This window comes from Alistipes sp. AM16-43, assembly GCF_003435745.1.
Taxonomy (GTDB): Bacteria; Bacteroidota; Bacteroidia; order Bacteroidales; family Rikenellaceae; genus Alistipes; species Alistipes onderdonkii.
The window spans coordinates 156,719-176,555 of the sequence record NZ_QTUQ01000002.1; the positions used below are offsets into that span (position 1 = coordinate 156,719).

At 60.3% G+C, this 19,837-nt stretch carries 13 protein-coding genes and 1 tRNA gene; 3 read left to right on the forward strand and 11 right to left on the reverse strand.

Translation table 11 applies throughout. From position 1 onward, the window contains the following. Positions 1–9 precede the first annotated feature (9 nt). The 7 genes from DW189_RS03905 to DW189_RS03935 form a co-directional block, all read right to left on the reverse strand. On the reverse strand, positions 10–2,049 hold the full coding sequence (locus DW189_RS03905) for a hypothetical protein (RefSeq protein WP_390613198.1): 2,040 nt from the start codon (positions 2,047–2,049) through the stop codon (positions 10–12). A gap of 39 nt (positions 2,050–2,088) precedes the next feature. Then, a complete protein-coding gene (locus DW189_RS03910) occupies positions 2,089–3,117 on the reverse strand; it encodes a hypothetical protein (protein ID WP_232045503.1) in 1,029 nt (342 codons plus the stop codon). A 5-nt stretch (positions 3,118–3,122) separates the two neighbouring features. Next, complete coding sequence (locus DW189_RS03915) at positions 3,123–4,433, reverse strand: M60 family metallopeptidase (protein WP_232045501.1); 1,311 nt, start codon at positions 4,431–4,433, stop codon at positions 3,123–3,125. A gap of 70 nt (positions 4,434–4,503) precedes the next feature. Then, positions 4,504–5,871 carry a M60 family metallopeptidase gene (locus DW189_RS03920; protein ID WP_117506948.1) on the reverse strand — a complete coding sequence of 456 codons (1,368 nt, stop codon included), beginning with the start codon at positions 5,869–5,871 and terminating at the stop codon, positions 4,504–4,506. Positions 5,872–6,028: 157 nt separating this feature from the next. Continuing rightward, positions 6,029–7,687 (reverse strand): DUF1735 domain-containing protein, encoded by a 1,659-nt coding sequence (locus tag DW189_RS03925; RefSeq protein WP_117506949.1) that lies wholly within the window; start codon positions 7,685–7,687, stop codon positions 6,029–6,031. 46 nt (positions 7,688–7,733) lie between these two features. Further along, a complete protein-coding gene (locus DW189_RS03930; RefSeq protein WP_117506950.1) occupies positions 7,734–9,584 on the reverse strand; it encodes a RagB/SusD family nutrient uptake outer membrane protein in 1,851 nt (616 codons plus the stop codon). Between the two features lie 13 nt (positions 9,585–9,597). Next, positions 9,598–12,717 carry a SusC/RagA family TonB-linked outer membrane protein gene (locus DW189_RS03935; RefSeq protein ID WP_259295426.1) on the reverse strand — a complete coding sequence of 1,040 codons (3,120 nt, stop codon included), beginning with the start codon at positions 12,715–12,717 and terminating at the stop codon, positions 9,598–9,600. Between the two features lie 334 nt (positions 12,718–13,051). Here DW189_RS03935 and DW189_RS14585 point away from each other — a divergent pair, with 334 nt between their 5' ends. Further along, positions 13,052–13,816 carry a GNAT family N-acetyltransferase gene (locus DW189_RS14585; protein WP_026318193.1) on the forward strand — a complete coding sequence of 255 codons (765 nt, stop codon included), beginning with the start codon at positions 13,052–13,054 and terminating at the stop codon, positions 13,814–13,816. 42 nt (positions 13,817–13,858) lie between these two features. Here DW189_RS14585 and DW189_RS03955 read toward each other — a convergent pair whose 3' ends face one another. Beyond that, a complete protein-coding gene (locus DW189_RS03955; RefSeq protein ID WP_018694904.1) occupies positions 13,859–14,095 on the reverse strand; it encodes a helix-turn-helix domain-containing protein in 237 nt (78 codons plus the stop codon). Between the two features lie 388 nt (positions 14,096–14,483). Beyond that, positions 14,484–15,524: a nucleoid-associated protein gene (locus DW189_RS03960; RefSeq protein WP_117506952.1), complete on the reverse strand. Its 1,041-nt coding sequence runs from the start codon at positions 15,522–15,524 to the stop codon at positions 14,484–14,486. Between the two features lie 147 nt (positions 15,525–15,671). On the opposite strand from DW189_RS03960, the gene DW189_RS03965 reads away from it, so the two are divergent. Next, positions 15,672–16,661 carry an NAD(P)H-dependent flavin oxidoreductase gene (locus tag DW189_RS03965; RefSeq protein ID WP_018694902.1) on the forward strand — a complete coding sequence of 330 codons (990 nt, stop codon included), beginning with the start codon at positions 15,672–15,674 and terminating at the stop codon, positions 16,659–16,661. A 338-nt stretch (positions 16,662–16,999) separates the two neighbouring features. Next, positions 17,000–17,072, forward strand: a tRNA-Phe gene (locus DW189_RS03970). A 181-nt stretch (positions 17,073–17,253) separates the two neighbouring features. Here the strand turns inward: DW189_RS03970 and DW189_RS03975 are convergent. Together DW189_RS03975 and DW189_RS03980 are read right to left on the reverse strand one after the other, a co-directional pair. Continuing rightward, positions 17,254–17,727, reverse strand: coding sequence for a lipocalin family protein (locus tag DW189_RS03975; protein WP_055203741.1), 474 nt, complete (start codon positions 17,725–17,727; stop codon positions 17,254–17,256). Positions 17,728–17,741: 14 nt separating this feature from the next. Next, on the reverse strand, positions 17,742–19,808 hold the full coding sequence (locus tag DW189_RS03980; RefSeq protein WP_055203657.1) for a S8 family serine peptidase: 2,067 nt from the start codon (positions 19,806–19,808) through the stop codon (positions 17,742–17,744). Positions 19,809–19,837: the final 29 nt, after the last annotated feature.

The window sequence follows — 19,837 nt, forward strand, 5'->3', positions numbered from 1 at the left end:
ATCGGATTGTTAATCGGTTAGTTTCACCCGTATCGTCGCGCCGGGTGCCGCGCGGTATATTTTCGGTTTTGCGCCGGGCCGGGCCACCGTAATGCGGAGCCTGCCGTCCGCCTCGCGCCGGGCCGTGATGTCGAAATCGGAGCCGAACGCCCGGATATGGCGCAGGGACATGCCGTCCCAGGCAGCGGGCATGGAAGGCGTGAGGTCGAACGACCGCAGCCCCGTGGGGCGGATGCCGAACAGGCCCTCGGTGATGATGCGGCAGTAGAGCCCGCTCTCGGCCGAAAGGTGGCGCTGCGAGCCTTCGGGCCACGCCTCGATGGGATAAGGCACATGGTCACCCAGCAGGCGCCGCTGCGAATAGCGGTGCAGCAGTTCGGTCGCACGGTCGGCCTGCCCCACGTTGTAGATCCCGCGCAGGGCGTAGAGCGTCGAGCGATCCCAGAACGTCGAGCTGCCCTGCTGGGTCAGCAGGCCGTCGTCGGTCATCAGCTCGGGGCCGAGCAACGCCCGGACGGTGCCTTCGCTGCGCTCCTTCAGCCCCACGATCAGCGGCATGCAGATCCACGAGCGCAGCAGCGTATTGCCCGCATAGTAGCGGTAGGTGTCGTACCCGCCGACCTCGCCGCCGAAGTGCGCGTCGATAGCTCGGGCGAGCGCCCCGGCCTGTGCGGCATAGCGGGCGGTCTGGGCGGATTCCACGCCCAGCTCGCGGCCGAGCGACACGGCCGACAGCAGTGCATCGTAATAGAGCGTCGAGGTGCAGAGGTTGGCATCGCCGGTGGGGAAACGCCCCTCCAGTTCGTCGGTGTCGGAAGCCACGACGCCGTCCGCCGTAAGCTGGCGGCGGCAGTATTCGAGGCACCACTCGACGAGCGGCCACAGCTCGGCGGCCTCGGCACGGTCACCGCGTGCAAGGGCGTAGCGTGCCGCCCCGCAGGCGATCATCGCGGCGTCGCCGCGGTCGCCCGCGCCGTTCCAGATGTCGTCGCCCTCGGCGATGACCGAGCTGGGCAGCGGTTCGTATGCGGGGTTCATGAAGCGGGCGAAATGGCGGAACGAATTGAGCGCCGAGGCATTGCCCACCCCGTAGCCCAGGAAGGGGAAGAAGGGGTTGACGTATTCGGCCTGGTCGTTGGCCCAGATGGCCGCATAGTAGGATTCGCCGCCGGGGGCGTGCATGTAGCCGCCCTTGGTCGCAACGATGCTCTCGGCAGCCCGCAGCTTGGCATAGCGGAATTGGGTGTCGATCACCGGGTCGGGGGTTTCGAGCACGAGGTTCGCGTCGATGCACTCCCTGACGAACGCCATCCGGGCGGCGAATTCGGCCGCCACGTCGGGGTGCAGGGGCTCTCCGCCGCCCGGGTAGGCCTGGAACACGGCGTCGAACGCGAGCGAGTCCCCCGCGGCAAGCGTAAAGGTGCCGCTGCCCGCGATGTCGCCCCGCACGACATAGCTGCCCGTGACGCCCTTGGCCGGATCGGTCGTCACGACCTGCGAGAATTCGGGTACGGAAACCGTCAGCGGCTTCGCCCCGACGTTACGCAGCGTGTAGCGCTCGCACATGAGCGGCAGCGTGCGCGAAGGGAAGATCGTACGCGTCATCTCCACGACGGGCTCGGGTTTCATGTCCCGCGCCGAACCGACGTTCATCTTACCGACGCCCCAGCGGCTCTGCACCTCCAGCGCACCGTCGATGACCACCTGCCCGACCCGTTCGTCCTGCAAGGCCAGGCCGTTGACGCCCAGTAGCGAAGGGATGTCCGCGGCCATGCGGTACATCAGGCTGGCGTGGGTGTTGTTAGGCAGGGTGCGCAGCAGGGGGAACACGAGCGAACGCTCCTGACGGAACGCCCCGCGCGAGTCGACGCCCCAGCGGAGCACGAAGGCCATCCGCTCGCCGCTCATCTCGATGTGGTCGTCGTGCGGGATGTCGCTGCCGACCTTCCACACGATGCCCCGCCCGTCGGGGGCGATCTGCCAGCGTTGTCCGCATACGGCAACTGCGGACAGCATGAAAATGCAAGTCAGTAAGGTTCTTCGGGTCATAATTCGGTGTTTTGTGATTGAGAGCCCTAAAGATAGCAATTATTCGTCAATTCCTACGGCGTGAACCAGCCCGCAGCCGCGTTTGAGCCGCAGCCGGAGCGTATGCTCCCGCTGCCCGGCAAAACGGGTGTTCTGCAACTCGTAGAGCGGCAGCCAGCCATAGGCTTTCACGCCGCCGTATTCCGCCTCGACCAGACAGTTGCAATAGCGCACGCCGAACTCCTGCTCGGGTTCGAAAATTCGCGCAACGGGAACCGTACAGCGTCCGCGGCGGTCGGTCGCGGCCCCGGCCTGCGGCTCGGCGGTCACCGTATAGGTGTACCATCGCACGGGATAGAACCGCACGACAGCCCCTTTGGCCGGGCTTGCGTCGGCATCCGCCACCTCGACCCGGATACGGTCGGGCAACACGCCCGCCACCAGGTCGTCGATGTCGACATTGCGGTCGGCGGCATGGTCGATCATGCGGACGGCATAGTCACTCCAGAGCTCCTCGCCATAGGGATAATTCATGATGCACCGCACGCCGGAAAACGCCTGTCCGTTGACGGGGTTCTTGTCCGCGTCGACCTTCATGGCATAGATGTCGGGGACGCCCCGCGCATGGCCGAACTCGTGGATGATGCCGTCGATGGCGTTCTTCTCGAACGGGCTGTTGAAACGGTCGTTGTGCGTGCGCGAATGGTAGATGGCCTGGATCCCGTCGCCGTACCAGCCGCCGCCCGTCTCGCGGGGATCGGATTTGTAACCGTCCATCACCACCAGATAATCGTGGTCGGGATGGGGCTTGCGGATCTGGTCGGCCGACACGCCGTCGTAGATGTAGAAGGCGTCCCAATCCACCACGAAATCGTAGACCGCACGCAGCTGCGCCCCGTAGTTGAAAGCACGGTTGACGCGCCGGAACATATCTTCGGTCAGTTGCACGACCCGGTCGCGCCCGCCCAGCGAATCGACCGATTCGCGGTCGATGCCGACCTTGACGCGGAAGGTATAGACCGGTTGTGCGGCAGCGCGGAACGCGGCGGCCACGACCAGGGCCAGGAGGGCTGTTCGCAAGGTATTCATCGGCATCAGTTTCTAAGCGATTCCTCGATCAGGGCCAGTTCCCCGGGCGTATAGGTCGCCGCCACGACATCTTCGCCCGCGGCCTTCGAAACGTAGGAGAGGAAGAAGAGGAATTTGTCGTAGGGCGTCTCGAGCCCTTCCTGCCCCGAGTCGCCGAGCGCGTAGAGTTCGCGGAACGCCTTTTTGTAGACGTCCCACCCGTAACGCTCCTTGATGCGCAGGAAGGTGTAATGCAGGGCATCGCCGTTGTTCTTGGGGATGCCGGCGCCGATGGTTTCGTCGTAGAAAATCTTGTAGTAGTTGATTACGTCGGCACCCCGGTAGCAGATGTCGCGCTGCGACATCGTACCGTCGCACGCTTCGAGGGCATAGGACATGCGGAAATTGGCGAAAATCTCGTCGTTCCAGTTCCAGCGTCCCGTACCCGAAATGTTTCCCTGCGAGAAGACATGGCCGATCTCGTGGATGATGCCGAAGCCCCAGTCGCCGAACTCGACCGTGCGGTCGAGCAGCTTCGACACGGCGACGTGGCTGTTCCACAGGATCGGGTTGCCGGCCAGCGCCCAGTAACCGGGTTCGATGCCCGGCGTGTTGAGGATCATGATTTTGCGCCCGTCGAAGGGCACGTCGCCCACCAGGTCGCGGTACGCCTCGTACGTGCGGTCGAGCTTCGAGAGCCAGGCGTCGATGTCGGCATCGGAGACGGTCACCTTGTCGCGGTCGAGCCTCAGCACGATGTGTTCGCCCTCGCGGGTATAGAGGGCCTCTTCGGGCGCCGGTGTGACCTTCACGTTGTCGTACCACACCGTCCCCGAGGCTTTGCCTCCGTTGTAGGTGCCCCAGGGGAATCCCAGGCCGCAGCAGACGACGGCTTCGCCCTGCCGGTCGGGCACGAAATCCATATACACTTCCGTCCAGTCGTTGGTGCCGTAGGCGAACTCCGAGGCATTCCACGACTGTTCCAGTCCCTCGGGGTCGAGGTAGAGCACGGCGCCGCGGCCGTCCTGCACGCTGTCGCACTTCATCAGCGCACTCAGGCGGTAGAGCTTGCCGGGATGCAGCCCCGTAAGTTTGTGTTTGATGGCCAGGGCGGTCTTTTCGGCGCTGGCGATCTTCACGCATCCGCTGCCGTCGGCACCGCCTTCGGGCAGGTATTCGACCGTGCCGGGCACCTCCCCGGCGTTATGGTTCCAGTAGCGCGCGAACCTTTCGGGCCGGTCGAAATTGTCGGAGAAGACCTTGACCTTCGAGCCGAAGGCGCACAGGCACAGCACGCACGCCGCGACGGCGGCGAGTAGAAATACCACTCTCTTCATTTTTCGTATTGGGTATTAATTGCCGCCCGGCAGAGGCGACGCATCGCCCCGCGACGGGATACGGCGGTTATTATTGCAACTGTTTGCGGATCGAAGCCAGCTCGGCCTCGGTGAAATACTGCGTCTTGACATCCACGTCGCGCCCGGTCAGCCGGGTAGCGTGCTTGGAAAGGAGCGAAAGCAGGTATTCGAACTTGTCGTATTTGCCCGAGGGCGCGCCGCCCGTGGTCGTCAGTTCGCGGAAAGCGGCCTTGAAAGGTTCCCAGCCGATGCCGCCCGGGCCGGCCAGACGACCGAGCATGTAATGGATGCCGTTGTCGTTGACCTGCGTGTAGACCGTATTGTCGTAATCCTTCTTGTACATGTCGAGAATCTCGCGCCCGGTGTAGACCCGTTCGTCCATCCAGACCTTGCCCTGGTTCTGTTCCAGGCCGTACTGCATCCGGAAATTGGCGAACATCTCGTCGTTCCAGTTCCAGCTCGAATTGCCCAGGTTGAAGACGTGCCCCAGTTCGTGCATCAGGCCGAAGCTCCAGGTGCCGTGCTGCGCCAGCTCCTCGAAGGTCGAGGTGACGGCCGAATAGTTGCTGCTCCACAGGATGGGATAGCCCGCCAGCGCCCAATAACCGCTTTCGAGCCCGCGCGACGAAAGGATCGCCAGCTTGCGCCCCTCGTGCGGGGTCGCCCCCACCAGGTCGGCATACGACTCGTACATCCTGTCCAGGTTGGCGATCCACTCGGTGATCTGCGACGCCGAGGCGTAGACCTGCGAGGGTTCGACGAAGAGGCGGATATGCTCGCCTTCCTGCATGAAAAGTTCGTCGGTGACCTTCACCACGCTCACGTTGTCGAAGTAGGCCGTGCCGGTCGAATAGCCGCCGTTGGTCGTCCCGCCGTAACGGAACCCCAGCGAGCAGACGATCTCGGCAGTCCCGTCGTCCTGCGAAAGGAAGTCGAAATGGAGCGACGTCCAGTTCCTGAGGTTGGTGCCGTAGAGGAATTTCGAGGCGCCCCAGAACTGCTTCTGGGACATGTCGAACAGGATGGCGCCGCGCCCCTCGTCCTGCGGAATGTCCGAATATTTGACCTTGGCATACATGCGGTACATCTGGTCGGGTTCCAGCCCCGTAAGCTTCTGTTTGATGCCCACGCCGCAACGGCCGTTCTCGGGGAACTGCTGGATCTTGATGCAGCGGCTGTCGTTGACGCCGGCACCCTCGACCACCTCGACCGTCACCTTGCCGCCGTTGTGGAAATCGACGCGCGTCCAGCCTTCGAGCCCCTTTTCGAAGCCGCTGTTGACGACCTCGACGGCATTGGGATCCACGACGGGCGGCACGGGAGGTTCGGGCCCGGGCTCGCCGTCACCGTCGCCGCCGCATGACCAAAGCGCCGCGGCCGACAGAACTACGCACAAAAAGAATCGCATTTTTTTCATAACCGGTATATTTAAAATTCAATCATTTCAGGGTTTTCAGCGCGGCGATCTGTGCCGGAAAGGTTACAGGCCGGAGCAGCCCCCTGCCAGCAGGGCAGCGGTTGCCGATGGCCGGGGGATACCCTGTGTACCCCCGGCCATCGGCCCTGCCAGACCGTCAAAGGTCTGCACGGTTGGACAGTACCACTTCGATACCGAATCCGCCCGTCGCGCCGTACGCACCGTCCATAACCCGGAGGTTGAAATAAATATCCCCCGTGTCAGTGTCCAGATAACTGCCGGAATCGACAATCTGGTCATAACCGTCAGCTCTTTCGTTGGGACGATCCGAGAAATCGACGAGTACCCGCCGATTGGGATGTCCTGCGACCGTTTCGTCCGAAATATTGAAGTAAATCAGGCCGCCTGTCCACGTCTGGTTGTAATTGATGATGTACTTCTGCTTCTTCGCATTCCGCGACTCGGCATAGCCGTCCTGTCCTGCGATGAAAATAGCCGGTTTCAGAACTCGGTTGCTTTTTTCTTCGCCCCAGACTTCCTTGTCGTAGGTGCCCTTGAGCGTCTTGTTCACCTCAATGTAGAATGTCGACGGGCCGGTTACGATCGTGCCGTCCACCAGTTCGCTGCTCTTGAAGGTCAGCGGAACCATGTATTTATCGGCGCCGTCGTAATCCAATTCCGACAGATCGAGCTCGAACGAGAGTTCGCCGTATTGGCTGCCGGCCTGAATTTCAGTCGGGGTAACGACCACCTTGGCGGCATCCAGCGTCTTGAATGCAGTCCCGTGCTCCGTGTTGTAGGTTTCGACCTTCTCCGGTTCGAATACGAAGTCGACGGGCTGGCCGACAGTCATCGGGGAGTTCATCTGCACCCTGATTTTTCCCTTGCCCGACGTTTTTGCGAGGTCGGCGACGTTCGTTACCCATATTTTGAGTTCGGACATCTGAATCAAGACATAAACCGGCTCCCGCTGGACGACCGAATAGTCGTCGGAATGCATTTCGAGCGGCAGCAGGTAGGTGCCCTCACCGCCGATTGCAGCGCAATCGAATTCGATGCGGCTCTCGATTTCCAGCGTTTCCGTATCGAAATCCGATTCCTTGATTTTATAATACTGCTCGGGCAACAGCTGGTAAGAGGTGCCGTGCTCCTCGTTATAGGCATCGACTTTCGATGCATTGACCCGATAGCCGATTTTCGCCACCTCCAACGTGTTGAAATTGGCCGTGGCGTTCAGCGTAATTTCCTGCGGCAGCGGAATGGTCGGAATGAACTCCAGCTGCGGCATCTGTTCGGGCATCTCCACCTGCACAATCGGCTCGACGATGTTCAAACGCAACAGCGCCTGCATCATCGAACCGCCGTCCTCGACGGGCGTGGAGGCATTGGAAATACGGATGGGGAGCAGCATGTTGTTAGCCGCAGCCATGCCTTTGGCCGCAATCAGGGCTTTGGGATGTATCCGCACGGAAATATCGACGGACTTGACCGTACTTGCAAGTTGCGCATTCTTCGGAATGTCGTAGAACTGCGTTTCCAGCAGTTTATAGTCGGTGTTGTACAATTCGTTGTATTCGGCGAGCAGTGTTTCGTCCACCACGATATCCAATTCCAGTTCTTTCGACAGACCGGCAGTTCTCGAAACATTGATGACGGTTTCGTAGTCGTCATAGATGGATATGGTATTGGCCGTGTACAGCCCGTTCTGTTCGAAAACCGGGTCGGGCAGAATATTTATGTCCGAATACTCCACGTCGCAGCCGGTGAAAGGCAGCGCCAGGGCCGCGAGCGCCAGTATCTTAAAAAACTGTTTCATAGCGAATTTTCCATTTTTAAGTTTAACATGTGTCCGGCTGCGGCCATCAATAGTAGGGCGCCTGCACCAGCTGCGTGTTGAGCATGATCTCCGAAGACTTGATGGGCAGGAAGTAGTGCTGGATGTCGAAGCGCTTGTTGGCCACCTTGGTCAGGGTGAAGAACGCCGGGTCGGTGGCACCCGTACCGCGCGACATGTCCAGCCCGTATTCGTCGTGGTTGAACTCGCCGTCGGGGCCATGGGCCGTGAACCAGCGGCGCACGTCGAAATAGCGGTTGCACTCCCACGCCAGCTCGATCTTGCGCTCGTGGCGGATCATCTCCCGCATCTCGTCCTGCGAATAGCTGCCCTCATAGGCCGGGATGCCGGCACGGGTGCGGATTTCGTTGAGGTAATAGAGCGCTTCGTCCTGCCGGGAGGTGCCGTAGTACTCGTTCAGGGCCTCGGCGTAATTGAGGTAGACCTCACCCAGGCGGATGATGGGGAAAGGCACGTTGAGCATACGCGTCGCCTCGCTGGTCTGCTTGTTGCTGCGGTAATCCAGCGGAAGGTTCTTGCGCACGGAGAATCCCGAGGTGTTCTTGTCGCCCGGGGTGCTGCCGTTGCCGCTCAGCCCCGAGTACCAGAAATCGACCACGCCGTAGCCGTCGGCATCCTGGTAGCTGTCGGTCTTGTTCTCGTAGGCGTACGACAGGCGCTGGTTGGGGAAATGAACCGAGGCATAGAACCGCGGCTCGCGGCCGACGAACATCCAGAACGTATTGGCGATGGTGCCGTCGCCGGCTTCGGACGAGAATTTTTTGGAGGCGAACCACTCTTCGAGCGGGCGGCTCGGGCTGCCGTCGGCCATGAAGAAATCGTTGATCATGCCGATGGCCAGCGAATAGCGGCCGTTCCAGCCGTACCAGCGCGCCGGCAGGGCGCACATGCCGTACCACTGCACCGAGTTGGGGTGCCCCCAGATGATCTCGGTATTCTTGCCGGCGCCCCAGGTGGTCGTCACGGCGCGGAGGTTATCCACGATCTCATCGAACGTAGCGTCAGCGGCCGGTTTGAGCAACTGGTATTCGGTCATGTCGATGACCGTCTTGGCGGCATCGGCGGCCTTCTTCCACAGCTCCTTGTCATAGGTCTGGGGCATGAGCACCGTGCCGTCGTGGTTCGTCCAGTTCTTGTAGGCCGAATTGCCGTTGAAGAGCGGGCTGGCGACCATCAGCAGCATGCGCGACTGGATGGCCCGGGCGGCACCGATGGTGGGGAGCCCCAGCGTGAATTTCTCGTCGCGGGCGGCGGGCATGCCGTTTTCACAGGCCCAGTCGATCTCGCCGTTGATCCAGCGGACGCATTCGCCGAGCGTGTTGCGCGCCTGCGAAGCCCCGATCTGGTCGGCCGAACGGCTGGTCTCTACGATGGGGATCGGGCCGTAGAGGCGCAGCAGCAGGTAGTGGTAATAGGCACGCATGAAGCGGGCTTCGGCACGCATCGTGCGGCGGTCGATCTCGCCCAGTTCGGCGCACTTGTCCACGTTTTCAAGGAACAGGTTGCAATGGCGGATGGCCTGGTAGTAACGCACGAAGAAATAGAGGTTGTAGGAACCCGTGTAACCGTAGTAGTTGTCGGGGCTCATCTTCCCTTCAGCGATATTGCGCACGTGCGATTCGAGAATGTAGGCCGATTCGTCGGTGCACCAGAAATAGGGAATCTGGCCGCTGTAATGCATCTCCTGCACCATGAAATCGTCGCTGTAAATGCGGTTGTACCACTTGGTGGTCTCGATCTTGGACGAGAAGATCTTGTCCATCGAGTTCAGGTCTTCGGGATCCTGATCCAGATAGTTGGCGCAGCCGGTAAACAAAAGGAGCGACGCGAGCATTAAATATACGATATTCTTTTTCATTCTTTAGGCTGTATTAGAAGGTTAAATTCACACCGACGAAAACCTGGCGCTGCATGGGATAGGCATCGGCACCCGTCTCGGGATCCCAGTAGTCGGAGATAAATTTGCTGACCGTAAACAGGTTCACACCCGTGGCATAGATGCGCAGCGAGCTGCACCGGAGCTTGCTGGCCCAGGCCGAGGGCAGCGTATAGCCGATCTCGACATTCTTCAGGCGCAGGTAGTCGCTGTCGCGCTGCCACCAGGTCGAAGTCTTGTAGTTGTTGGCATCGGCACCGTAGGACAGGCGGGGCGAGAAGGCGTGCGGATCGGGGTTGTCCACCGTCCAGCGATCCTTGAAGATGGTCATCACGTTACCCATGAACTTCGGGCCGCGGTCTGCCTGGAACGGGTAGAAATACCAGCCGCCGCTCAGGTAGGAGGAACGGTTGGCGCCGCCCTGGAAGAGGAACGAGAAGTCGAAGCCCTTGTAGTTGAGCGACGCTCCGAAACCGTAGACGATCTCCGGCATCGTGGGGTTGCCGATCCACGTCATGTCGGCCTCGGTGATCTTGCCGTCGTCGTTGAGGTCTTCGTAGCGGATGTCGCCGGCACGCAGCTGCTGCTTGTCCAGGCCGAACTGCGTATAGTAGTCGGGCATGTTGTCCAGTTCCTCCTGCGAGAAGAGGTGCATGGCACGGTAGCCCATGGTCAGTCCGTAACGCACGCCGCGCTGATCCTGCCACGGATAGGCATAGTACTTGCCGTCGTCGATCACCTTGTTGCGGGCAAAGGTGAAGTTTCCGCGGACGGAGACGGTGAGGTCTTTGCTGAAACGCTTGACGTATTCGGCCGAAACCTCGAAGCCGCGGTTCTCCATCAGACCCATGTTGGCGTAGTTGGTATAATCCTTGGGAAGCCCCGAAATCTCCGAGAACTGGGGTGCGAGGAAGATGTTTTCACGCCGCTCGTAGAAGAAGTCGGCATTGATTTTCAACTCGTTGAAAAACCCGGTTTCGATACCAACGTTGTATTTGGTCGACACCTCCCACGTCACGTCCTGGTTGGCCATGCGACCTTCGCCGATACCGCCGGCCCCTTGGTCGAAGTTGACGCCGAGGTTGCCGTAACCGTTGGCGCCGCTGTTGATCGTAGCCAGGTAGATGAAACGCGTACTGGGGATCTGGTCGTTGCCAACCTGCCCGACCGACGCACGGATCTTGAACCACGTCAGCACCTCGCTGTTGCGCAGGAAGCTCTCCTCGGAGGCCACCCAGCCGATAGCCACGGCGGGGAATACGCCCATGCGCTTGCCCTTGGCAAAGTTCTCCGAACCGTTGAAACCGATGTTGGCCTCGATCAGGTAACGCTTGTCGTAGGCATAGGTAAGACGGCCGGCAAGGCCGAGCGAACGGTTGGGCAGCGACTTGAGGTAATCGCTCGTAGCCTCCTGCAACCGGTAATCCTTGGCGAAGCCGAGCAGCAGGCCGCCGACCTCGTGCTTTTCGCCGAACGTCCGGCTGTAATTGATCGCCGCCTCGACGTACTGCGTACGGGAACCGTTGCCGGACTGTTTGTAATTCAGGTACTCCTGTTTCTGGTCGGCCTGCCACTCGGTGCGGATCAGTTCGCCGTCCTGGTCGCGGCCCGTGGCCTCGAAGAAGTTGATGTTGCGCGCACGCTCCTCCACCGAATAATTCACGGCGTCGTAGGCGTAGCTCACCTTGGCCGAAAGGCCCGGGGTGATGAACGAGAAATCCTGGTTGATCGTCAGGTTGGCGCGAAGCGTATTGCCGGTGGTCTTCTTCCAACCGCGCTGCGTGAGCATGTTATAGGGGTTGTTCAGGCCGTCGCGGCCGGCCAGTTCGCCGTCCTTGAAGCGGACGGGGAAAGCGTTCGGCGCCGCGTTGATGATGTCGCGGTAGATGGCAGCCGATCCCTCGACGGGCTCCATGTTCTCGGTCACGTTGCCCTGCACGCCCAGATTCACCACCGTGGTCTTGGTGATGTCCATGTCGACGTTCGAGCGGAAGTTATAGCGTTTGTAGTTGACATTCTCGCCGTAACGGCCGATCTTGTCGCTCACCCACGAATATTTGCCGGGTTTGACGGCATACTGCCCCTCCTGGTTGTAGAAGGAGAGGGCCGTGAAGTAGCGGGCGAACTTGCCGCCGCCCGAGATGTTGGCGCTCACCTTCTCCGAAAGAGACACCTTTTTCATAAGGAGCTTCTGCCAGTCGACATCGGGATAGACCTCGGGGTCGGTCTGCATGCGCATGGCCTTGATCTCGTCGGCGCCGTATTTCAGTGCCGCCGAGGCATTCACGGCATCCACCGCCTCGTTGAACATTTCGGAGCGGGTAGCGGCGTCGACGAACGACAGGCGTTTGCTGGCGAACGAGAAACCCTGCTCGTAACGCAGGTCGATCCGGGCCGGGCCGTCGAAACCGCGGCGCGTGTTGACAAGGATAACGCCGTTGGCACCGCGTACGCCGTATACGGCCGTGGCGCTGGCGTCTTTCAGGACGCTGAACGACTCGATCTCCAGCGGGTCGACGTCGTTGAGAGGACGCTCGATACCGTCGACCAGGATCAGCGGATCGGGACTGCCCGTAAAGGTGGCGATACCGCGGATCCAGAACTGGGCGTCGTCCTTGCCGGGCTCGCCCGAGGTTTGCAACGCGACCACACCCGCCAGGTTACCGGCCAGCGTCTGGCTCAGCGACCGTACGGGGACGCGCAGCTCCTCGGGCCGGATCGTGGAGATGGCCCCCACGACCGATTCGCGTTTCTGGGTACCGTAGCCCACGGAGACGATTTCGACGCTCTCCATGCCGATGGCCTCGGGCTTGAGCGTGATCGTCACCGACCCGGCACCCTTCGACGCCACCTGTTGCGCCTCGTAGCCGACATACGATACCACGAGCGTGACGTTGCGGCCCGTATTCTTCAGGTTAAAGGTGCCGTCGACATTGGTCGCCGTGGCGATCGTGGTGCCTTTGACCATGACCGTCGCACCGATGACCGGCGCACCGGTCTCATCGAGCACACGTCCGGAGATGCCGGTGGCCTGCGCCCACAGCAACGACGCAGAGAACACGGCTGTCACAAGTAATAGTGCTTTCCGGGAAAAACGGTTAGTAGAAAAACTCATACACACTAATTTTAAGGTTAAAAAATAGGTTCGGTGGGTATCCCGGGGGAGGCCCCGCAGAAGGGCTGTCCCGCTGAAAACGAATTTAGGACGGGGCATCGGGATAAAAGTCCGCAGGGCACAACCAGGGGTCTGGAGTTACGATTTTTGCCTATTATGTACGATTTTATCCCGGATTTTTTTGCCGGATTCGCACGGGGCATGGTAAAAAAGGCTGCGGAAGGCATCCCGCCCGGGCGGAAGGAGGGATAAAAAAGCCGTACGGCGGAAATTCCGCCGCGCAGATATCCCCCGGGCAGTAGCGTATCACGGCATTTTATCCTATATTTGCCGTATGGACGAAAAATTAGTGTTCCGGCGCGCCCGCCCCGCCGACGCGGCGCGCATCATGGAGATCATCCGGCAGGCGCAGGCGCAGATGCGGGCACTGGGAAGCCTGCAATGGCAGGACGGCTATCCGGCAGCGGCCGATATCGGACACGACATCGCTTGCGGCTACGGATGGGTCTTCGAGAAACCGGAGGCGGAAAAGAGCCCCGAAGCGCGGGGAAGCGACGGCACGGGGGCTGCGGGTTTCCGTCCGGAAACGGCTGCCGCGCGGAAAATAACGGACACGGGGGAGGCCGGCGCAACGGGATCCGGCGCCGACGAAACGGCAGCGACGACGGAAGAGGCGACGGAAGAGGCGACGGAAGCGACGGAAGAAACACGCAAAGCGCGGGAGATGCGGGAGACGCAGGCAGCAAAAGCGGCCGCAGCCCAAGCCCAGGGCAACGTCGTCGCCTACGGCGCGGTGGTATTCGACGGGGAACCGGCCTACGACGCCATCGAAGGGGCCTGGCTCACCGACGGGGACTATGTCGTACTGCACCGCATGGCGGTGGCCGACGGCGAGAAAGGCCGCGGGGTGGCGACGGAGTTCATGCGGCGCGTCGAAGCGATGGCGTGCGGGCGCGGCACGGGCAGTATGCGCGTCGACACCAATTTCGACAACCGTTACATGCTGCGTATGCTCGGGCGGCTGGGGTTCGTCTATTGCGGGAAGGTACGCTACCGGAGCGGCGAACGGCTGGCATTCGAGAAAACCCTCGGGACATGAGGACATAAAATGAGGGAACCGGCCGCATGGCCGGTTCCCTCTTCAGGATGAGTGCGTCACTATGTCCTGAAACAACTCCCCGGGTGAAATATCATAATAATCACAAAGGTCAGCCAAGGTCGACAGCGTGATATCGGAACATCCGGCTTCGATCCGGCCGACATTCAGCCCGGTATCGAAACGCACGACTTCCTGAATCAGGTTACGCCTTCGTCTGGCTTTCGCCAGCCTGTCAGCAACCTGCCCGACAAAAAAGTCATTTCGTCGCTGCCTTTTCATAGTGCAAATTACCGCATTTATACCCTGATTTATAACTACAAATAAGTAGTTGGCAGGATGATACCGCTTCCACTGAAGTCCTGAGACGGATAATCCGCCGATTTCAGCCCGAATGCACTATAATCGCATCGTCCCGGAATATCCTGCAAACGATGACCCGGCCTTCACCCGGTTATAATGGACCATAAAAACAGGCCGTGCGAGATAACGCAGCAACCTGCCGTACCTTTCGGAATCCCCACTTCATATACAAATATACACAATAAGCGACTATTTGCTCCCTGTGAAGGGGATTCAAAATCCGGTTATTCGGCACAATACACAAAAAAAGCGGGCTGCACCTTGCAGTCCGCCTTGCCGGCACGGCAATCCCGCCCGGGAAAGGAGGTTATTCCTCCTCCTGGTAATAGACCTTGTAGAACTTGCCCTTTTCGTCCTCGCCCTGCTCCAGCAGGTTGCGGTTGCCGTGGACATAGATATGGAAATTGCGGTCGAGCTTGATGACGCTCTTATAGGCGCGCGCCTGTTTCCTGACGGCGGAATCGGAAATGGCGAACTCATCCTCGATACGGATCTCGCGATCCTGCTCGTACTCCTGTTTGTAGCGTGTGAAGCTCTCCATGACCTCGGGCTGGCGGATCACCTTTTCAGAAAAGTCGTCGAGCGAAAAACTGTCCTGCTCCCTGAAGTATTTCATCGTCTCGTTGAGCATCTCGGCCTGGTCGGCCTTCGACACGTCGAACTCCGCAGGAAGGTGCCTGGTCACGTATTTCTTGCACATGGCCAGGACGTTGTGCGTGTTGTGGTAGTTGTCCTGCCGCGGGCGGACATGCAGGAAATCGTCGATCCAGTAACGCGCTTCCGCCCGGTTGGTGTTGTCCACGACGCAGACGGCGAAGCCTTCTTCGCGCTCGGTATCGAACACGAGGCACCCCTTGTCCAGTTTGTTGACGTCGATCCCCTGGCAGGAGAAGATATGCAGCTGCCCGTCCTGCTCCCCGACATCGAGGAACGTACCGCGGGTTTCGGACTTGAAAAGCCCGACGGCATCGACCGCATCGCCCCCGAAGCGGCAGCCGGTGAAATAGGCGACGTAAAATTCGCCGCCCTTGATCTGCGGGTGGGTACCCGCCTCGTAAAGGTGCCGGGCAAGGTTCACGGAGTTGTCGTAGAACGTCTCCCGGTCGTCGAACACCTTGCAGACGAAATTATAGACTTCGTTGCAGGCCAGGTCGGTTTCGTGGTGGAGGTTGTAGTACTCCTCGGATTTGAAACCTCCGGCGAAATAGGTGGTCAGGATCTGCATCAGGCCCGTGTCGCCGACCTGCCCGGACAATGCGGGGGAGACGAGCAGGGGCTCGTCCTTGGCCTTGTTCCCGACGATATGCACGGCCAGCGCCGCGATCCGGGTATCTTCCGTATATATCATGGTTGTGAACGGTTATTCGTAAAACGCAGGGCAAAGGTGGCAAAATTTTCAGCCCCGGCCAAGGAATACGGCCGTTATTTCCCGTGGCAGGCAGCTTGCACTCCCGATAATTTGCCTATTTTTGCAGGACGACAAATACCTGAAACCATGGAAAACAGAATCACTTCGCTGTTCGGCATACGCTACCCCATCGTCGCGGGCGGCATGATCTGGTGCAGCGGCTGGCGGCTGGCCGCAGCCGTGAGCGAAGCAGGCGGACTGGGGCTGATCGGCTCCGGCTCGATGACCCCCGACCTGCTGCGCGAGCATATCCGCAAATGCCGCGCGGCGACCGAAAAACCGTTCGGCGTGAACGTCCCGCTGATGTACCGCTACGCCGAAGAGATCATGGGCGTCATCATGGAGGAACGCGTGCCCGCGGTATTCACTTCGGCAGGCAGCCCGAAAACCTGGACGGCCCGCCTGCACGAAGCGGGATGCAAGGTGGCGCACGTGATTTCGAGCACGAAGTTCGCCCTGAAAAGCCAGCAGGCAGGGGTCGATGCCGTGGTAGCCGAGGGCTTCGAGGCCGGCGGCCACAACGGACGCGAGGAGACGACGACGATGGTGCTCGTACCCCAGGTGCGGCAGGCCGTGGCGATACCGCTGATCGCCGCGGGCGGCATCGCCACCGGGCGCGGTATGCTGGCGGCTTTCGCACTGGGCGCCGAGGGCATCCAGATGGGAACGCGGTTCGCGCTTTCGGAAGAGAGTTCGGCCAGCGACGCATTCAAGAAACTCTGCATCGGGCTGCAGGAGGGCGACACGATGCTCGCGCTGAAGAAGCTCAGTCCGACACGCCTGATCCGCAACGGCTTCTACCGTGCGGTCGAGGAGGCGGAGAACAGGGGTGCGACGGCCGAAGAGTTACAGCAGCTGCTGGGACGCGGACGCTCGAAACGGGGCATCTTCGAAGGCGACCTGACAGACGGTGAGCTGGAAATCGGGCAGGCAGCCTCGCTGATCCGCGAGCTGCCGACGGCGGGACGGATCGTCCGCGAAACCGTTGCGGAATACGAGGCCGGGCTGCAGGAACTTGTAAGGCAAGCCGGGCAGGGAGCGGCCCCTGCGACCGATGAGCAAGGGTACGCCCGGTAATCCGGTGGGTTCCCGCCGGGTCGGTTCCAGAACCGGCATCCAGACTCCGGATGCCCCGCAAGTAAGGTCGAATGAAAATGGTTTATTATCGATCCAGACCTCCGGAATCGGAGCAGCCAAGGATGGAAATGGCAAGCCCCCGGCAATATTTTCAATCAGCCCCTGTCCGACAGGACTCGGCAGGCAGGAGTACAGGACATTTGTAGGTGCCCAGGATCAGCCTGGAACTGCAATAATGCGCAAAAATTCGGAGAATATTTTGCACGTTTGGAAATTTTGTTTACCTTTGCACCACGATAATACGGGAAAGAAGTACTTCCGACCGCAATTATCGGGATGGTGCCATAGCTCAGTTGGTAGAGCAAAGGACTGAAAATCCTTGTGTCCCCGGTTCGATTCCTGGTGGTACCACAAAAGAAACAGAAACCCTTGATTCCAAGCGGAATCAAGGGTTTCTGTTTCTCCCAGGGCAAAACAAGCGATGTTTCGGTACCTATTTTCAAGTAAAACCCGCACAAGTCCGCAACATGGGAAATGCCTTCTGCGAATTGCAGAAGGCATTTCCAGAAAGTTTTACAGAAAAACCGGGTCGTCAGAACAGCAGCGGGCCGGCGGCGCGGGAAGAGGCCTTCATGACCGTGGCTCCGCCCTTGACCGACGCGGGTATCGAAGCGCGCGTATAGACGCTCACTTCGCCCACCGAAGGATCGCTCACCAGCGTGAGCGTATTGCCCGACTCATCGAACGACACTTCGTAAGAGCTGCCCCAGGGCGTATTGTCGCTGTATTTACCCGAAAGCATCTTGTTGCCGATCAGGTAGGAACCCGTGTATTTCTGGTATCCGACCTGCTCGATCTGCTGGTAGATTTCGAAGGTCTTATCCGAAGCGAACGACACGTAAGCATCGAATACGCCGGGGGCTGCCCCGTTCCACGAAACGAGGTGCCATTCGCCCACGAGCTGCTTGGCCAGCGGCGAAGCGTCGTCGCCTTTCGACGAAGAGCCGCAGCCGGCGAACATGCACAAACCGAGCACGGCGAATAAGGTATAAAGAGTTTTTCTCATGATCTTATCGTTTATTATAACCAACCTCCGTTCGCATTTTCCGTCGCGCGGGCGATGACGGCGAATTCCTTGGTGATCTCCTGACCGCCCATCGAACTGCCGCCGCCCACACTCCCGCCGCCGGCAATAGCCGTGACGGAGATCTTGGCGACACCGGGTTTGGTGCAGTGGATCATCAGTTTGCCGTAGGAGATCGAAGGAGCCTCGGTGATGCCGAGCTTATCCATATTCTCCCGCGTCATCTCGACCCGCAGATAGGTCAGGTTCGAAGCCGAGCCGCCGAAATATTTGGTCAGGGCCACGAGCTGCTTGGTGCCGACCTTGGCCCGCAGGCAGGGTGTCCCTTCGACCTGCATGAGCAGCTGGTACGCGTCGATCGACCCGGTACCCATCTTCTTGCGGTAGTCGGCCAGTACAAGGCCGGTTTTCGAACCGTCGAGATAGGTTTCCATATCGTTCACCGAGGTGAGGATCATGGTCTTGAACTCGTCGAGCGTGAATTTCTTTCCCTTTTCCAGCGCATAGGAGAGCCCGAGCGCCGCGACGCCCGAAACGTGCGGGCAGGCCATCGACGTACCCTGCATGAAGCCGTAATCGGCACCGTTGTATTCTGACAACTCGGAAGGAACCGTCGACAGGACTTCGGCGTAGGTCTTGGCCGCATCGGCACTGATCTTATAGTCGCCGCCGGGAGCCGAGATATTGCAGCCCGGGCCGTAATTGGTGTAATAGGCCGGCAGGTAATCGGGCGAGAAAGAGGTCACGGAGATATAATCGTGGTAAGCCCCCGGGTAGCCCGACATGGCAGTAGCATCGTTGCCGGCGGCAAAGATGACCACGCCGCCGCCGACGGCATCGCAGTTCTGAGATTCGATGAAATACTTGATGGCATTGTACTGCACGCCCGAGCCGCGCTCATAGGCGCTGTCCGAAGTATAGGCTCCCGCCTTGCTTCCGAACGAACACTGGATGATCGCAGCTCCGTTGTCGGCGGCATACTTGATGGCTTCGGCGGAAGTGGTGATAGCCCCCGAAGTGGCGTCGTTGCCCGAGAATATCTGGCACGACATGAGTTTCACCCCGTCGTTGCGCCCCGTGCCGCCAGCCACGCCGCAAACGCCGACGCCGTTGTTATTGACGGCGGCCACCGTACCGGCCACATGTGTCCCGTGCCCCGAATCGCCTTTGTTCTCGCCGCCGACCCAGACCTCGCGATCCCAGGAGACGGCACCGCGCGTGACGAAGTTATACCCGTAAATATCGTCGATATAGCCGTTCCCGTCGTCGTCGGCACCCGTAGCCCCGTTTTTCTCCTGCGTATTGATCCACATGTTCGCCGCAAGGTCGGGATGCGTATATTTCACGCCCTGATCCACGATGGCAACCACCACGCCGGGGTTACCGGCCGTGATCGCCCAGGCATCCTGGGCGTTGATGTCGGCCCCGGCGCGGGACGTCGAGGCAACGGTCTTGTCGCCGTTGTTGTTGTAGTGCCACTGGCGGGAAAGCTGCGGATCGTTGAACCGCCCCGCGGCTGCGGCGCGGGTGGCAGCCATATCGGCAGCCGTCAGCGGTCGGCGCGGCCCTACCGAGGTCACATAAAGCTTCGTGTTGAACTCGACATTCCGGACTTCGGCCACGGCGGCCAGTTTCAGGGCGGCGGCTTCGAGGTCGGCCTGCTCGTCGAAAGTCACGACATACCACTTGTGCAGGCCTGCGGCACGCGTACGCTCCTCATGGCGGGGTGTGTAGGGGAACACACGGCGCAAGGAGGTGATTTCAAGCCCCTGCAACACTTCGTCGACCGGGGCAATGCCCGAACGGGTCAGTACGGCAGCGTCCCCGGCATCGCCGCGCGTTGCGGCGAAGGAAGCCGCCGTAGCCTCGATGGTCGGCACGGCAGCATCGTCGAAACAAACGATCAGCGACCCCTGCTTGGCATCGTAAGGCGTGTTGATCAGCTTCGCGGCGGCTGCGGTATTCGCAGAAGAATTCCCGCCGTCGGCACCATCCATCGCCGGATCGGCAGTACACGCCGCCAGCAACAGCACGGCGAAAAGTAGGATTTTTTTATCAGCCATAGTCTATCGGTTTTTAGAGGGCGGAGCCG

Coding starts and splice junctions, on each gene's coding strand:
- DW189_RS14585 (WP_026318193.1), top strand. CDS start 13,052: ATGGACGAAAAATTAGTGTTCCGGCGCGCCCGCCCCGCCGACGCGGCG.
- DW189_RS03960 (WP_117506952.1), bottom strand. CDS start 15,524: ATGATATATACGGAAGATACCCGGATCGCGGCGCTGGCCGTGCATATC.
- DW189_RS03930 (WP_117506950.1), bottom strand. CDS start 9,584: ATGAAAAAGAATATCGTATATTTAATGCTCGCGTCGCTCCTTTTGTTT.
- DW189_RS03980 (WP_055203657.1), bottom strand. CDS start 19,808: ATGGCTGATAAAAAAATCCTACTTTTCGCCGTGCTGTTGCTGGCGGCG.
- DW189_RS03965 (WP_018694902.1), top strand. CDS start 15,672: ATGGAAAACAGAATCACTTCGCTGTTCGGCATACGCTACCCCATCGTC.
- DW189_RS03910 (WP_232045503.1), bottom strand. CDS start 3,117: ATGAATACCTTGCGAACAGCCCTCCTGGCCCTGGTCGTGGCCGCCGCG.
- DW189_RS03915 (WP_232045501.1), bottom strand. CDS start 4,433: ATGAAGAGAGTGGTATTTCTACTCGCCGCCGTCGCGGCGTGCGTGCTG.
- DW189_RS03905 (WP_390613198.1), bottom strand. CDS start 2,049: ATGACCCGAAGAACCTTACTGACTTGCATTTTCATGCTGTCCGCAGTT.
- DW189_RS03920 (WP_117506948.1), bottom strand. CDS start 5,871: ATGAAAAAAATGCGATTCTTTTTGTGCGTAGTTCTGTCGGCCGCGGCG.
- DW189_RS03975 (WP_055203741.1), bottom strand. CDS start 17,727: ATGAGAAAAACTCTTTATACCTTATTCGCCGTGCTCGGTTTGTGCATG.
- DW189_RS03935 (WP_259295426.1), bottom strand. CDS start 12,717: ATGAGTTTTTCTACTAACCGTTTTTCCCGGAAAGCACTATTACTTGTG.
- DW189_RS03955 (WP_018694904.1), bottom strand. CDS start 14,095: ATGAAAAGGCAGCGACGAAATGACTTTTTTGTCGGGCAGGTTGCTGAC.
- DW189_RS03925 (WP_117506949.1), bottom strand. CDS start 7,687: ATGAAACAGTTTTTTAAGATACTGGCGCTCGCGGCCCTGGCGCTGCCT.